This window comes from Mesomycoplasma ovipneumoniae (assembly GCF_033343935.1).
Taxonomy (GTDB): Bacteria; Bacillota_I; Bacilli_A; order Mycoplasmatales; family Metamycoplasmataceae; genus Mesomycoplasma; species Mesomycoplasma ovipneumoniae_G.
Window position 1 is genome coordinate 17,317 of record NZ_JAWPGQ010000012.1, and the last position, 15,361, is coordinate 32,677.

The window sequence follows — 15,361 nt, forward strand, 5'->3', positions numbered from 1 at the left end:
TATAATAAAATGCAAAATTATGTTATAATTATATATTTACTAAGATTTATTTTTTTAAAAGGAGCCAAAATGCCAAGAGAAGGACTAACATTAAGATGCATTGATTGCAAAATGGAAAATTATATCACTAAAAAAAATAAAAAAACAAAACCTGAAAAAATTGAAGTAAAAAAACATTGCCACAAATGCAACAAACACACTTTACACCGTGAGAAAAAATAACATGAATCCTAAGTATTTAAATAAAGCTTTTGAAGAAAATAATTTAGATGTTATAATTTCATTTTCTTATCAAACTCGCCTTTGATTGACAAAAGTTTCAGCTACTGATGGTCTTTTATTTATTCAAAAGAGCAATTCTTATTTGTTTGTTGATGGCCGTTATATTGAAGCAGCCCAAAAAAATGCTAAAAATTGCCAAGTTTTACTAATTACCAAGCAAAATCTTGAAAACTTTTTAGCTCAAAAAAAATATCACCGAATTGGAGTTGAAGCTGAGTATTTAACAGTTGAACAACTTAATAAAATCAAGCACTGATTCCCTAATTCCGAGATTATTAATTTATCAGCTCAATTTTTTCGAATTATTAAAACTGAAGAAGAAATTCAAAACATCCAAAAAGCAGTTGATATTTCACTTGAAGCCTACAGTAAAATTTTGCCAAAAATTCAACCAGGCCTAACTGAAAAATCAGTTGATATTGAACTAAATTATCAAATGAAATTACTAGGGGCTGAAAAAGAATCTTTTGATTCAATAATTGCAACCGGTCCAAATTCAGCAATGCCTCATTGAAGAGCCAGTTCGGCAAAAATTCTTGACAATGATCTTCTAAAAATTGATTTTGGTGCTCTTTATAATGGTTATTGCGCTGATATCACTAGAACTTCATATCTTGGAAAACTTGAGTCAAAAAAAGAGGAAATTCTTGAAATAGTCAAAAAAGCTGCAGAATTAGGGCGTAAAAAAGTTGCCCCTGGTGTTAAGGCATCAGAAATTGACAAAGCCTGCCGTGATTATATCGACCAAAAAGGTTATGGACAATATTTTGTTCACTCAACCGGTCACGGAGTTGGAATTGATATTCACGAATTGCCTGTTGTTAGTGCTAATAGTGATACAATTTTAGAACCAGGAATGGTTATAACTGTTGAACCTGGAATATATATCCCCGGAGTCGGTGGTGCTCGAATCGAGGATGTTGTTCTTGTAACTGAAAAAGGATTTAAAACACTTTCTCGCGAAGAACAATCATAAAAACCTTATTTTTTAGCAAATAAAATTAGCAAAAAAATAAAAAAATTAATTAAAAATATGTTATAATATTTAATTAATTTGGTGGATGTGGCGAAGTGGCTAACGCATCGGGTTGTGGTTCCGACATACGCGGGTTCGATCCCCGTCATCCGCCCCATTTCTTTAAATAGACCAAAAAACTAAACTAGACTTTAAGCGGTCTAGTTTTTTATATTTACAATTTTTCCCTGACTTTGGCAGTTTAATGGCAAAAATTCACTTTTTAGTGAATGTAAATATGACAAAATACCGCTAAATCCGGGTTTTTTGACGCAAAGTCTTAATTTTTATTATTTTAAAATCAACCCTTTGTAAAAAAAAAAAAAAAAAAATGTTTGGTCAAAAATAAAATTATGTTATAATAGACTTCACTAAGAATAATTAATAAATTTGGATATTAGAATTAAGCGGGAATTAGTTATGTTTTTTGCATATTAAAATCAGAAAATGTGAATTATCCATTATACTTTTAAATATAATGGTATGCCTTAAATTTACCCGTTTAGAAATCTACAAATTTAGGGCTTTTAGTTATTGCTCTTTCAAAACTTCATATATTTTTTTAGGCTCAATGCAAATAAAAGTGAGTTTTCTATTTGCATTTAGTTTAAATAGTAGTTGTATTTTTTTATGATTTTTGTTGTTTTATTAGTAATTGATTTTTGCTAGCAAACTGGAAAACTCGGTTTTTTATTATAATAAAAAGCCCTTAAAATCAAAGGACTTTATGATTTTAAGGGCTTATCTTAATAATAATTAGGAAAAATTTTTAAACATGCAAATTATTAAGAGTTCATAATTTGACGAATTTTATCGATTATTTTTTCTTTTGTAATTGTGTGGAAATTTTCACCTTTTGCTAACGGAACTGTAATATCATATCCAGTAAGACGAGCAGGAGCTGCTTCTAAATATTCAAATGCTTTTTCGTTAACACGAGTTATAATTTCGGCTGAAACTGAAAAAGATTTAACAGCTTCGTGAACAACTAAAATACGTCCAGTTTTCTTAACTGATTCGATAATAGCTTCAGTATCAACTGGCTTAATTGTTCTTAAGTCAATTAATTCAACATCAACATCTTCAAGTCCAGGAGTTGAACTAAGAGCTTGAATAGCGGCGATTGATTCGTGAACTTGAGCACCGTAAGTTACAAGTGTTAAGTCACTTCCTTCTTTAATTACATTAGCTTTTCCAATTGGAACTTCGTAAATTCCAGCAGGAACTTCTTGTTTAAATGCACGGTATATTTTTTTTGGCTCAAGAAATACAACCGGATCTGGGTCATTAATTGCGGCAATTAAAAGACCTTTAGTGTCATATGGAGTTGAAGGCATAACAACTTTTACTCCAGGAATGTGGGCAAACATTGCTTCAATTGCTTCTGAGTGGTGCTCTAGAGCACGAACTCCACCTGCCATTGGCATCCTTAAAACCATTGGCACAGTAAACCGACCACGAGAACGGTTACGATAACGGACTGCGTGAGCAAAAAGCTGTTGAAAGGCAGGGTATGAGAAACCTTGGAATTGCATTTCTGCAATTGGACGTAGCCCGGCAATGGCTGCTCCAACTGCAACACCACAAATAGATGCTTCAGCTATTGGGGCATCTCAAACACGATCAATTCCGTATTTTTTTTGTAATCCTTCAGTTGCACGGAAAACTCCGCCTTCAAATCCAGCATCTTCTCCTCAAAGAACAACGCGAGGGTCTTTTTCCATCATTAAATCAATAGCATTTGTAACTGCACCGATATTATTTAGAGCGATTTTATCTGAATTTGCCATTATTTAGCTCCTTTAAAAAATTCGATTGCTTCTTGTTTTTGTTCTTCAAGTTCTGGAGGTAAGGTCTCGTATGTGTAATCGAAGATTTCATCGATTGTTGAGTCTAAACCAACTAGAGATTTTTCGTAAGTTTCTTTAACAACAGCTAAAGAATCATCTCAAATTTTTTGTTTTTCTTCTTCAGTTAAAATGCCACGGTCAAACATGTATTTTTCAATACGATGCATTGGCTCTCATTTTTCATGTTCTTTTTCTTCTTCTTCAGTTCGATAAATTCTTGGGTTGTCAGAAGAAGTGTGAACACCTTGACGTCAAGTAACAAATTCAACAAGAACAGGGCCATTTCCGGCACGAGCATAGTCCACTGCTTCTTGAATTACTTCGTAGGAAGCTAAAAGGTCATTTCCGTCAACACGAACTCCAGGCATTCCGGCAGCTTTTGCTTTTGCAGCAATTGTGGAAGCCGCATTTTCGTATTTATTAGGTGTTGAAATAGCTCATTGGTTATTATTTACGCAAAATACAACAGGTCATTTTCAAATACTTGCAATATTTAGAGCTTCGTAAAATTCACCTTCAGCAGTTCCACCATTACCAATAAAACTCATTGAAACAATTTTTTTACCGGTTAATTTTGCAGCATAAGCGATTCCGGCAGCATGTGAAAATTGAGTTCCGATTGGAATGTTAATTGGTAAAACATTAACACCTTCAGGAATTACGTTTCCTTTTTCACTTCCGTTTCAGTATTGCATTTGATTTATCATTGGAACACCAAGATATAACATTGTTGCATTTGAACGGAAAGCAGGAACGAATCAGTCATCCTTTGTAAGTGCCATTCCTGAAGCAACTTGAAGAGCTTCTTCACCAAAGTTAGGGGCAAAAGTTAACATTCGACCTTGACGTTGAAGTTGGGTCATATAAACGTCTTGTTGACGTGATAAAACCATAAATTCATAGGCTTTTTTGATTTGATCAGCAGATAATCTAATATCTTGTTTCTCATCAAGTTCGCCAAAAACAGTCGAAGTTAAGAGATTTCCATCAATATCGAGATACCTAATCATTTCATGGTCTTTGTCCATAATTTGGTCAGGTTTGACATAACGAAATTTATCCATGAATCTCCTTTTTTATATTTTTTTAATATTTTAAATTATAAACTCAAAAAAAACAAGAAATTTTTTTAATTTGAGCTTATATTAATATTATAACAAAATTTAAAAATATTGTTATTTATTTTTTGGGGCTAAAAATTACTTTATTTTAATGAGTGAAGTAACCTCATAATTTTCTAATTTTTTTCGACCTTCTAATTGTTCAAGCTCAATTAAAAAGATAATTTTTGAAACAATAGCTCCGGCATTTTCGATCATTTTTGTGATGGCATTTACGGTTCCTCCAGTTGCGAGCACATCATCAATAATAGCCACTTTTTGGCCTGGTTTGATCATTCCGGTTTGAACTTCTAAAATTGCAGATCCATATTCTAAATCATAGGCAAATTCTTCGACATCACCTGGCAATTTTCCGGCTTTTCTAACCATTATGAATGGTTTTGAAAGAAAAGCGGCTGTTGGTGTTCCGAATAAAAAACCTCGAGCATCTGGTCCAACAATAATATCTACATCTTTTGCAAGCGATGCCATTTCAACAATTGCATAATTTAAAGCTTTACCATTGGCAAGTAATGGTGAAATATCTTTAAAGCTAATCCCTTTTTTTGGGAAATTATCAACTGTGCGAATAAAATTTTCTAAGTTAATTTTCATAACTTTCTTATATTATATTTATAATTTGCTTTTTTTAACAGTTTTTTTTATTTTTTTTGTTAAATAGGTTCAAAATACCGGAAAAACAGGGACAATTATAAATAAAATAAGAACAATAACTTTTGTAACTCTAGTTTTTAGAATTAAGTTAAAATTTTCAATCTCAGGTTGATAAATCAAAATTGTAAAAAGATCGACAATTGGCACGACAACCGCAAACAATAAAATTAATGAAATGCAAATTACGGAAATATAACCAAAAAACAGGAAGTATTTTTGTTTTTCGACAGCAATTTTTTTTGTTTTTCGATTTTTAATACATCCATAAATAGCGGCAGCAATCAGTAAAAAACTAATCAAAGCAGATCAATTTCCAGTAATATCAGCAAATGAATATAAATTATTTAATTTTTGACCATAAGTTCCATATTCTTGATCATCAAAGCCAAAAACACCAATAAGTGTAAAAATAATTAGAGCCAAGACTGAAAAAATAATTAAAAAATAAGTTGAAACAACAGGTTTATTTAAATTTACATATTTTTTTCACCTTTTGAGTAAAAAAAACTCGTTTTTGTAAATTAATTCTTCAAGTGCACGTGGTCCTCACAATGTAAAAACATTGATAATTCCAAGAAGACTAATTCCAATTAGTAAAAAAGTTGTCCCTAAAATTAATTTAATTGTAAGTGGTGACCAATTTAATTCATCTTTTGCAATATTAATAAATGACGAAATTGAACCATCGCCAACAATTGAAGTTGCAATTGCAATAAAAAGATATATTATTGTTGTGATTCCAATTCCTAAAAGAATAGCAATTGGCGTTTTTTTAGGCTCTTTCATTTCCGATTGCAAACCAGCGGCGGTAAAAAATCCTTCATATGAAAAAAATATTCCAGCCATTGAAATTAAAACACCAACACCAGGCAAACTTGAGGAAATTGAAACTCCTTCAGTTTTTATTTTTTCAACACTTGCAAATTCAGGTTGAGAAAGAAGTTTGTTTGAACCGCCTTGAAAATATAAAATAAATCCGACAATAACTGTCACAAAAATAGGGATAAATTTTGCAATTAAAATAATTTTGTTGTGAAATTCAGCAACTTTTGTGTTTAGACCAATTATAAAAAAGTAAATAACAATAGCAATTGAAGCAACCAAAACAATAACTCAATCAAATTTTAAATTTCAATTGCTAGATGATTCAAGGCCAAAAGCTGCAATTGCATCTTGCAAAATTTGCATAAAATAAACAGGCAAAACAAAATAAGTAAAGGGTAAATATAAATAAATTATGAAATTTTTTGAAATTTGAAAAAAACTCTCAGAATTAAAGAGTTTATTTCAAATAATGACAGATAAATTTGATTTTTTTGTCGCAGATGAAATTTCAATTAATGCAATTGCCATCGCGACAATTGCAAAACAAGCAAAAACTCAACTTCCAATTGCAAGCCCAAGATTATAACCTGAATTTTCAATAACAGCCTTGGATTTAAAAAAGATTCCCGCACCTATACTTGCGCCAAGGACGATTAAAAGAGCGCCAAAAAAGGTGATTTTCTGAGACTTGTTCTTTCCAAGCGTTCCTGTTGCCATATTTTTCCCTTCTTGAAGTTGGATGATATTATATCATATTTTTCAAAAAGTTCTATAAATTTAAAGCTTTTTTACTCTTGAATCAATGGCAAAAAATATTTCTTCACTAAATTTGTCTTGTCTTCTCCCATAGTTGAAAAAGGTGATTCTATCCCAAATTCATCATATTTATCTTTTAAATTTTCAGTAAAAAATTGGAAAAATTTGGCATAAGCTAACTGGTTATTTATATAAAGTTTGGGTTCATTTAGAAAAACATAGTCAGAATTCATCGAATAGTGAATTTTAGGGTCAAAAAACTCTTTCAAAAATTGATTAATTTGGTTAGCTAATGACTTCAGAGTTAAAAAATTATTTTCTTTAACAGTTTTTAGTTTTTCTTTAAGTGCTTGAATTTCTTGGTCAATTTTTTGTTCTAAGGTGCCAAAATCACTCTTTGCAGGGTTATTTTTGTCTTCTTTTTCAGATTTGATTTTTAAGTTTTCTTTTTGTTCAAAAAGTTCTTTAATTTGCTGACTTATTTTATTTTCTTCTTTTTTTGACTCATCTGATTTTATAGCAAAATCAATGATTGAAATAATAATATTTCTTGTAAGTTCTTGACTTAATTTAATAAAATGCAAGTAAAATCTAGCAAAATTTATGTGCAAAATTAGTTTAATGACCGGGTCTCACTGTCTTTTTTGGGCTATTAGTTTTTCTTCGATAAAAAGATGTTTTTCCTTATTTTTTAAAAATTCCTCTAAACTTTTTGATTTATATATGTTTATTTGTTCTTGGTAAAATTTTTGATCATCTAAATTATTAATATTTAAGTCTGTTATATTAATAGTTCCAAAATTTTCATCAAAATATTGGCTATCATCATTTGCGCCAAGATTTAAACTTAGGTCAATATTTTTAATTTTTTCTTTTAAACTAAGAAAAAGAACCTTTTTTTGGCTAAAATCCATGCTATTATTATATGTATTAAAAAATTGAACTAGAATTTCTTCAAGACCAAAATAGTCTTTTTCCTCAATTTGCCCAATTTTTAGCTCTTCAATTTTGCTTTGATCTAAAATTCCGCTAAAACTTGTCCTTGGTTTTTCTTGATTTTTTGGCAATCCTTTCATAATTGTTTCAAAAACAAAGGGCTTTAATTTGTCCGTGTTACTTTTTATTTTCCCCTTGTTTTGTGAATGGATCGAGTTTATATTAATTTTAAAGCAACTTGCAAATAAAAAAACCGGCAAAATCCAGGTTAATTTGAAAAAAAAGAAAATTTTAATATTTTTTTTGAGTTTATGCATTATAATTTATATTTGCTGTTTTTATCTATATTTTTTTAAAACAGTGAAAAAAGCGATTTTTTTACTTTTTTTGGGGAAAAATCTAAATATAACTTATATTAATTTGGTTGTTGGTTAGGCAAATTAAAAAAATATTAAAAAAAACTTTTTTTCTTTTTTTTGTGATATAATGTTATATGCTTTTAACTGAACAAACCATTAGTGCTCGAGTGGTGGAATGGTAGACACAAGGGACTTAAAATCCCTTGGGAGTAATCCCGTGCTGGTTCGAGTCCAGTTTCGAGCACCAAAAGCGCCCTTAGCTCAGCAGGTAGAGCAAATGACTTTTAATCATTGGGTCAGAGGTTCAAATCCTCTAGGGCGTACCATTTCAAATTTATTTGTCCAACATTTTTATAATTTTTCATTAAAAAAAGGCTTAAAATGTCAAAAAAAATAGCAATTTTAACTTCTGGTGGTGACTCACCAGGAATGAATTCTGCTATAAGTGCTATTGTTAAGTCCGCACTTAATTCAGGATTTGAACCATATTTAATTTTAGAAGGCTACCTTGGAATTTTAAATAAAAATATTATATTAGCCTCTGAATTTCCGTATAACGGTATCTCTAGTTTTGGTGGCACAGCAATTGGTTCTACCCGTTTTCCGGAATTTAAAGACGAAGAAATTCAAAAAAAAGCCGCAAAAATCTTAACAGATATGGGTATTTCTTCTTTAATAGTTATTGGTGGAGATGGAACTTACAAAGGTGGTTATAAACTTCATTTGCAAGGAATCAAAGTAATTGCTCTACCAGGAACAATCGATAATGATATTCAATTTACTGATTATACAATTGGATTTGATTCAGCTTTAAATACAATTGTAGAAAGTGTTGACAAATTAAGAGATACTGCTAATTCCCATCGACGTTGTTTTGTTGTTGAAGTGATGGGACGTCATTGTCCAGATTTAGCTTTGTATTCAGCGATTGCAACCGGAAGTGAACTTGTTATTACTAACACAAATCCTCTAAGTGCTGAAGAAGCAGCAAAAATTGTTCTTGAGCAATTTAAAAAAGGTAAGCCGAGCGTTATTATTACAGTTTTAGAGTATGTTTTGCCAAATTTAAAAGAATTTGCTGCTCAAATTGAAAAATTAACTAATATAACAACAAGAGCTTTTGAAGTTGGGCATATTCAAAGAGGTGGAAGACCTTCGGCATTTGATCGAATATTAGCAGCTAAGATGGCAATGAAAGCAATCGAGTTAATTGATGAAGGTAAATCTGGACTTGCAATTAGTTATTTAGATGGAAAAATTCAAGCTCACGATATAACCAAAGTAGTCTCAGCCTCTGTTGAACGAACAGGCGAATTAGCTAAAAAAATTAACAAAATTAATCAAAATTAATTTAGAAAAGGTATAAAATGCGTAAAATTAGAAAACTTCAAATGCAAAAAAGGCGAGAAGCTCGAAGACTTAAAACTTCAAAAGCCGCTAAAAAATTAAATGCAAAATTACAACTTTTAGTGGAAAAAAGTTTGCAATAATTTAAAAACAGTTAAATAAAAAAAGGTGAAAATCACCTTTTTTTATTTAAGAATTAAAAACTGATTAGTCAAAAATTAACTATTTTTTTAGGAAATCAATAAAAATTCTGTTGAAATATTCAGGATTTTCTGTATAAATCAAGTGGCCAGTTTTTGGTATGATTTCGGTTTGGACGTGCGGTATTAGACTTTCAAAATATGATTTAGTTTCTTGTTGTAGAACAATTCCATCTTTTTCACCTAAAACAAGAAGTGTTGGACATTTTATTGATTTAATTCCGTCCTCAATTTGATCCATCATATTATTTTTTAGTAAATTTTTACTGAGGGTTACAATATAGTAATTATTAAAATACTCGTAATTAAAGGTGGCTTTTGCTCATTCTAAATATTTAGGATCTTTATATTTTTCTTTATCATATTCATAAATTGGCAAAAATTCTAACATTTCTTCAGGTGTTTTTGGGAAAAATTTTTCGTAAAATAAATCTTTTAGAGGCAAATTAGCTTTATTCATTGGGCCAATGAAAACCATTTTTGAAATTAATTCAGGAATTCTTTTATAAACTAAAGCACCATATCCGCCTCCCATTGAGTGGCCAACTAAAACAACGTTTTTAAGGTTTAATTTTTTAATAAATTCAACTGTCAAATCTGCATAATAATCAACATAAAGTTGATTGTCTTTTGCCGGAGTTAAATTATTTCCCGGAAGTGTGTAGGCATAAAAATTTACGCCAATTTCTTTGCTAATTGAGTCAATTACACCGCCAAAAACTTTATGGCTTGAGTTAAAACCGTGGCAAAAAACAATATTAATTTTATTATACGGACTTTGATTCATTATAAAAGGGTATGGTCAAATTGAATTAGACATTTTCTGTTCTCCTTCGTGATTTTTTCTGTATTAAAATGTGTTTTTAAAATATTTTTTTCTGTATTTAAAAATAATTATAAAATAAAAAAATTTTTTTAACTTTTTATTTCAGAAAAAAATAAAAAGTGATATAATGTTAGTGCCACTAAAATAATAACCTTGTAACCTGGTCAGGATAGAAATATAGCAGCCATATCGAGAAGTATTGTGTTTAGTGGTCTTTTTAATCTTTGAAAAGGTAAAAAAACACTATGTCTTCTCGACAATCTAACAAATCAAGCAATGCGCATTGTTCTTGTTCTAATCAGAAAAACCATAATTTAGCTAAATGTTTAAAAAATCAACTTGTTTTACGTGCAGAACGTGAAATTTTTAATCATAACCAAAGCAAAATAAACCTGAAAAATTTCTGGAAAAGACGAACCCTTTCAATCACAATGATGGCTATTTCGGCATTATTTTTTACATTAGGGGTTATTTTTTTCTTAGGAGTTGCAAAAACTGTCCCAACAGGTGTTTCAGCAATTCCAGCACTTACTATAATAATAATTAATTCTCAATATGAAGTAAGTATTGGCTGAAGTTTTGCAATAATTTACTTTGTTATTAATATTCCTTTAATAATTTTTATTCTCGTTAAAGTCTCGAACAAAAGTTTTAGCTATCTTACTTTCATTTGACTTTTTTTTCAAATTGTTTGAAACCAGGTTTTTTCTCTTGATACCCCAATAAGGACATTTTTAATTAACAATATTTTAATTCAAGGCCAACAAGGTTCTTGGACTATTTTCTATTATACAATTATTGGTGCAATTTTGTCTGGTTGATCTATCGGAATGGCTTGAAAATTCGGCGGTTCCTGTGGAGGAACTGATTATATAACTTATTATATTGCGCTAAAATATCGCAAACCTATTGGCAAAATAATGTTTAGTATTTCGATATTTTTTGGACTTTTTTCAATTGTTATCCTTTATTTTCTTGAACCTTCACAAGTTGATGGTCAACTTTTGGGTCAAAAATTAGCCGCTGTTTTTATTTATTTAATTGTAAGTTCGTCAATTGTTAGCCGAATTTATCCAAAATACGGAAAAATTCTTTTAAAAATTTATACTAATCACCCAGATAAAATTGTTGAACATCTTAAATCAATAAAATATTGGCACTCATATAATATTTGAGAAGGTGTTTCTGGATACACCGGTCAAAAACAATGAAGAGTTGAAACAATTATTTACATAATTGAAAAAAACGCAATTTTAGAAGAAATTGCAAAAGCAAACGTTAGTTTTTGGTATTCAGCAACTAAAATTTTGCAAACAACAGACCGTTTTGATGCAACAAAAATTAATTAAATTTTCACTTTTTAATTAATTTTTGTTTTTTAGTTAAAATTTTTACTACTGTTTTAAATTCAGCAAAGATTTTTTGATAGTCTAATTAAGACTGTTAAAAAATCTTTGCTTTTTTAGTGCCGAATTAAAACTGAAATTTTTTTAAATTTTTGCTGAGCTCCACCAGTTTGAGGGCAAAATTGGTTTTTTAGTGAACACAAATATGCAAAAATACCGCTAAATCCGGGTTTTTTGAGGTTAAAATCTTAATTTTATAGTTTTGAAATTAACCTTTTGTAAAAAAAAAAAAAAAATGCTTGGTCTAAAATAAAATTATGTTATAATAAATCTCACTAAGAATGAATTAATAAATTTTGATATTGAATTAAGGAGGGATTAGTTATGTTTTTTGGTGTATTAAACTCAGAAAATGCGAATTTTCCATTATATTTTTAATATTATGGAATGCCTTAAATCTGACCGTTTAGAAATCTATAAATTTAAGGCTTTTAATTATTGTTCTTTCAAAACTTCATATGTTTTTTTAGGCTCAATGTAAATAAAAACGAGTTTTCTTTTTACATTGAGTTTAAATAGTAGTTGTATTTTTTTTTACGATTTTAGTTATTTAGTCCATAAATTGATTTTTGCCAGTGTTTTGACTAAAAAAGGTAATTTAAATATTTTGTAATTTTGCTTTTTAAGTTAAAAAAGTACCTAAAAACCAGACACTTTTTTAAGATTACCTCATCAAACTGGGAAACACTGGAAATACTGAAATTTTTTTAAATTTTTTAAACAAAATGTTCCAGTTTGATATTTTTTTAAATTTTTACTATATAATTTTAAGCAGAGTTATTAACTCTGTACACATTTTTAAAATTTAGGAACTAAATTATATGAATGATAATTTTATTTTAAAATTTGCTTCAAAAAACATAAAAGAAAAAAAATTAACTTTCAGTACCGGCCTAATTCTGTGAGCGTTAATTGTTTTTGCTTATATGATTTTTGTCATAAATTGAGGATTTGCATCAGCTGGACTCAACGGAAAAGCTGGTGTAAGTGGATATTTAGGACATTTTTTTCCAGATGCTAGTGCTGCGCCTGGAACTGTGGTTAATCAAGCAGTTAACTGAGGAATTACAATCGGTCGTGGAATTGGATCGATTCTAGTTGGTTGATTTATTGTAAAAATTTCGCATAAATATACTGTAGTATTGTCGCTCGTTTTAATGCTTTTTGGAATAGCAGCGCCTTATTCACCAACTTATGCAGGGTTTATAATTTTAAGAACTATTTTTGCAATTGGTGGAACAATGCAAATTGTTTTAATTCAACCAGTTGTTTCAAACTATTTAAATCCACGTCAAAAAGCGGTAATTTCACAGTTTTCACCGTTTTTTTACCCAATTGGAACAATAATTACACTTATTCCTTTTATATTGAATGATGTAATTCAAGCTTCTGTTCGTTCACATTGACAAACAATTTTCCTAGTAATTGGACTTTTAACACTTATTCCTTTAATTGGTTACATAATTTTAGGAGCAAAATTTGACCTGTATCCTTCTGCTTTAGCAAATCAAGCTAAGCAAGAAAAGCTAACTTTAACAAGCTTTTTTAAACAAAAAGATACTTGATATTGAACAATTGTTTATGGATCATGACTTATTGCGGTTGTTTTCCCCTTTACATTTTCTAAGCCAATTTTTGCTCGTCTAATTGGTGATAGTGCCAATACTTTTAACCAAAAAATCTCAGTTTTCCTAATTGTTTTCTTATCAGGAATGTTTGTTGGTCCATTTACAGTTGGACTATTTTCAAAATATAAACTTCAAAGACGTAAATATATAACAACAGTTATTTCCCTTGGTGTTCTTTTTTATGTTCTTGCTACCGTTGTTTTTGTTACAAAAGTAGGAAAAGACCCTCTAAGTGCAGAAACATACAAAGATGGTTGAACTTGATTATTTTTAATTTTAGGTCTTTTTATGGGAATTTGTCTCTGAGGTATTCAAGGTGTAATTCTTAATTTACCTCACGAATATCCAGGTGCAAATCCTAAAAGAGTCGGATTCCAATTTGGTCTTATTTGAGGACTAGGGTATGCTGCCTTTACAGTAGCAACAATAATAACTTCATTAATTAATACGCCTCCAGGGGTAGATCTAAAAACAGCAGTTAGTGCCGAAAATGTTGATGGATATGCCTTAGGCGCTTATATTGTAATTATTGCATTTTCACTTGCTTCTGCAATCGGTCTTGCCTTTATAAAAGAGCCTCATCCAAACTATAAAAAACTCTTAAAAATCCGTAAACTCTCAGATATTGAACGTATTTAATATTAAAAAAAATTTCATTTTTTTCAATTAATTTGTAAAAAACAAGCAAAAGTATATTTTTGCTTGTTTTTTATTCAAAAATGTATTAAAATTTTAAACGTAACATTGATATTTAATATTTTTGTTATAACCATTATAAAAAAACTAGGAGATACAATATGAAGCCAATCAAAATCGCTCTAATCGGCGCAGGAAATGTTGGAAATTCATTTCTTTATGCAGCAATGAATCAAGGTCTTGCATCTGAATACGGAATTATCGATATAAACCCTGATTTTGCAGAAGGAAATGCATTTGATTTTGAGGATGCCTCCGCTTCACTTTTGCGTCCTTTTTCAGTTCGCCGTTATGAGTATAGCGACCTAAAAGATGCAGATTTTATTTTAATTACAGCAGGAAGACCTCAAAAACCAGGTGAAACTCGTCTTGAATTAGTTGCAGATAATATTCGAATTATCCGTGATATTGCTTTTAAAGTTAAAGAAAGTGGCTTTAGCGGAATTACTGTTATTGCCTCAAACCCTGTTGATGTTATTACTCGCGCTTACCGTGATGCTTCAGGATTTTCTGACCAAAAAGTTATTGGATCAGGAACAATTCTTGATACTGCAAGACTTCAATTTGAAATTGCCAAAAGATTAAAAATTGCCCCAAATTCAGTTCAGGCTTACGTAATGGGTGAGCATGGTGATTCATCTTTTGTTGCATATTCTAATATTAAAATTGCAGGTGAATGCTTCTGTCATTTTTCAGAACTAACCGGAATTAACAGCTCAAATTACGAAAAAGAGCTTGAATATCCAGTTTCACGTCGTGCTTATGAAATAATTAACAGAAAAAGAGCAACATTTTACGGAATTGGTGCTGCATTAGCGCGAATTGTAAGCAACATTGTCAACGACACAAAAAATATTCTAATTGTCGGTGCGAATTTACGTGGTCAGTACGGCTTTGATGGCGTAAATATTGGAGTTCCAGCGGTCCTTGGTGCAAATGGTATTGAAAAAATCATTGAAATTACACTCAATGATAAAGAAAAAGAAAAATTCGCAAAATCAGTCGAAATTGTCGATACTATTTACAAAGACGCTATGAAAAATCTTTAGTTTTCAAAGTCACACACTTAAAATTTTAAAGAAAGGCACTCCCAATCGGGGTGCTTTTCTTTAAATTAATTATAATTTTGAGTTTAATGGCAAAAATTCACTTTTTAGTGAATATAAATATGCAAAAATACCAGTAAATCCTTGTTTTTTTGACTTAAAGTCTTAATTTTTATTATTTTAAAATTAACCTTTGTAAAAAAAAAAAAAAAAATGTTTGGTCTAAGAAAAAATTATGTTATAATAAGCATCACTAAGAATGAATTAATAAATTTTGTATTGAATTAAGGGGTGGATTAGTTATGTTTTTGTCATAAAAAATCAGAAAATGTGAATTTTGCATTATGTTTTTTAATATAATGGTATGCCTTAAATTTACCCGTTTAGAAATCTATAAATTTAGGGCTTTTGGTT

Annotated in this window: 13 protein-coding genes, 3 tRNA genes and 1 other RNA gene; 11 read left to right on the forward strand and 6 right to left on the reverse strand. The window is 29.9% G+C overall.

Going from position 1 to position 15,361, the window contains the following annotated elements; translation table 4 throughout:
- Positions 1–69: 69 nt before the first annotated feature.
- The 3 genes from rpmG to R7X45_RS03105 all read left to right on the forward strand — a co-directional run bounded on the left by rpmG (position 70) and on the right by R7X45_RS03105 (position 1,415).
- A complete protein-coding gene (rpmG, locus tag R7X45_RS03095) occupies positions 70–222 on the forward strand; it encodes a 50S ribosomal protein L33 (RefSeq protein ID WP_010321078.1) in 153 nt (50 codons plus the stop codon).
- 1 nt (position 223) lies between these two features.
- Positions 224–1,258, forward strand: coding sequence for an aminopeptidase P family protein (locus R7X45_RS03100; protein WP_318055867.1), 1,035 nt, complete (start codon positions 224–226; stop codon positions 1,256–1,258).
- Positions 1,259–1,339: 81 nt separating this feature from the next.
- Positions 1,340–1,415, forward strand: a tRNA-His gene (locus R7X45_RS03105).
- Between the two features lie 667 nt (positions 1,416–2,082).
- Here the strand turns inward: R7X45_RS03105 and R7X45_RS03110 are convergent.
- The 5 genes from R7X45_RS03110 to R7X45_RS03130 form a co-directional block, all read right to left on the reverse strand.
- Positions 2,083–3,087, reverse strand: coding sequence for an alpha-ketoacid dehydrogenase subunit beta (locus R7X45_RS03110; RefSeq protein WP_313359404.1), 1,005 nt, complete (start codon positions 3,085–3,087; stop codon positions 2,083–2,085).
- Positions 3,087–4,211 carry a pyruvate dehydrogenase (acetyl-transferring) E1 component subunit alpha gene (gene pdhA / locus R7X45_RS03115; protein ID WP_313359405.1) on the reverse strand — a complete coding sequence of 375 codons (1,125 nt, stop codon included), beginning with the start codon at positions 4,209–4,211 and terminating at the stop codon, positions 3,087–3,089. The genes R7X45_RS03110 and pdhA overlap by 1 nt, the downstream gene beginning before the upstream one ends.
- 135 nt (positions 4,212–4,346) lie before the next feature.
- A complete protein-coding gene (locus R7X45_RS03120; protein WP_252262965.1) occupies positions 4,347–4,862 on the reverse strand; it encodes an adenine phosphoribosyltransferase in 516 nt (171 codons plus the stop codon).
- Positions 4,863–4,880: 18 nt separating this feature from the next.
- The gene (locus tag R7X45_RS03125; protein WP_313359406.1) at positions 4,881–6,464 is read right to left on the reverse strand and encodes an amino acid permease; all 1,584 of its coding nucleotides are present in this window, start codon (positions 6,462–6,464) and stop codon (positions 4,881–4,883) included.
- Positions 6,465–6,535: 71 nt separating this feature from the next.
- Positions 6,536–7,579, reverse strand: a complete 1,044-nt coding sequence (locus tag R7X45_RS03130) for a hypothetical protein (protein WP_318055868.1) — start codon at positions 7,577–7,579, stop codon at positions 6,536–6,538.
- Positions 7,580–7,959: 380 nt separating this feature from the next.
- On the opposite strand from R7X45_RS03130, the gene R7X45_RS03135 reads away from it, so the two are divergent.
- From R7X45_RS03135 to R7X45_RS03150, 4 genes are all read left to right on the forward strand, one after another.
- Positions 7,960–8,045, forward strand: a tRNA-Leu gene (locus tag R7X45_RS03135).
- Positions 8,046–8,048: 3 nt separating this feature from the next.
- Positions 8,049–8,124: transfer RNA gene (locus R7X45_RS03140), tRNA-Lys, on the forward strand.
- Between the two features lie 55 nt (positions 8,125–8,179).
- Positions 8,180–9,148, forward strand: coding sequence for a 6-phosphofructokinase (pfkA, locus tag R7X45_RS03145; RefSeq protein WP_318055869.1), 969 nt, complete (start codon positions 8,180–8,182; stop codon positions 9,146–9,148).
- 17 nt (positions 9,149–9,165) lie between these two features.
- On the forward strand, positions 9,166–9,288 hold the full coding sequence (locus R7X45_RS03150) for a hypothetical protein (protein ID WP_258825113.1): 123 nt from the start codon (positions 9,166–9,168) through the stop codon (positions 9,286–9,288).
- A 79-nt stretch (positions 9,289–9,367) separates the two neighbouring features.
- Here the strand turns inward: R7X45_RS03150 and R7X45_RS03155 are convergent, their stop codons facing one another.
- Complete coding sequence (locus R7X45_RS03155) at positions 9,368–10,165, reverse strand: alpha/beta hydrolase (protein WP_318047071.1); 798 nt, start codon at positions 10,163–10,165, stop codon at positions 9,368–9,370.
- A gap of 134 nt (positions 10,166–10,299) precedes the next feature.
- Between R7X45_RS03155 and ffs the strand changes: the two genes are divergently transcribed.
- The 4 genes from ffs to R7X45_RS03175 all read left to right on the forward strand — a co-directional run bounded on the left by ffs (position 10,300) and on the right by R7X45_RS03175 (position 14,950).
- An RNA gene (ffs, locus tag R7X45_RS03160) (signal recognition particle sRNA small type) lies at positions 10,300–10,397 on the forward strand.
- A gap of 19 nt (positions 10,398–10,416) precedes the next feature.
- Entirely contained in the window at positions 10,417–11,520 is a 1,104-nt protein-coding gene (locus tag R7X45_RS03165) for a YitT family protein (RefSeq protein WP_318055870.1), read from the forward strand.
- A gap of 878 nt (positions 11,521–12,398) precedes the next feature.
- The gene (locus tag R7X45_RS03170) at positions 12,399–13,844 is read left to right on the forward strand and encodes a hexose phosphate transporter (RefSeq protein ID WP_318055871.1); all 1,446 of its coding nucleotides are present in this window, start codon (positions 12,399–12,401) and stop codon (positions 13,842–13,844) included.
- Between the two features lie 158 nt (positions 13,845–14,002).
- Positions 14,003–14,950 carry an L-lactate dehydrogenase gene (locus R7X45_RS03175; RefSeq protein ID WP_318055872.1) on the forward strand — a complete coding sequence of 316 codons (948 nt, stop codon included), beginning with the start codon at positions 14,003–14,005 and terminating at the stop codon, positions 14,948–14,950.
- The last annotated feature ends 411 nt before the right edge of the window (positions 14,951–15,361 follow it).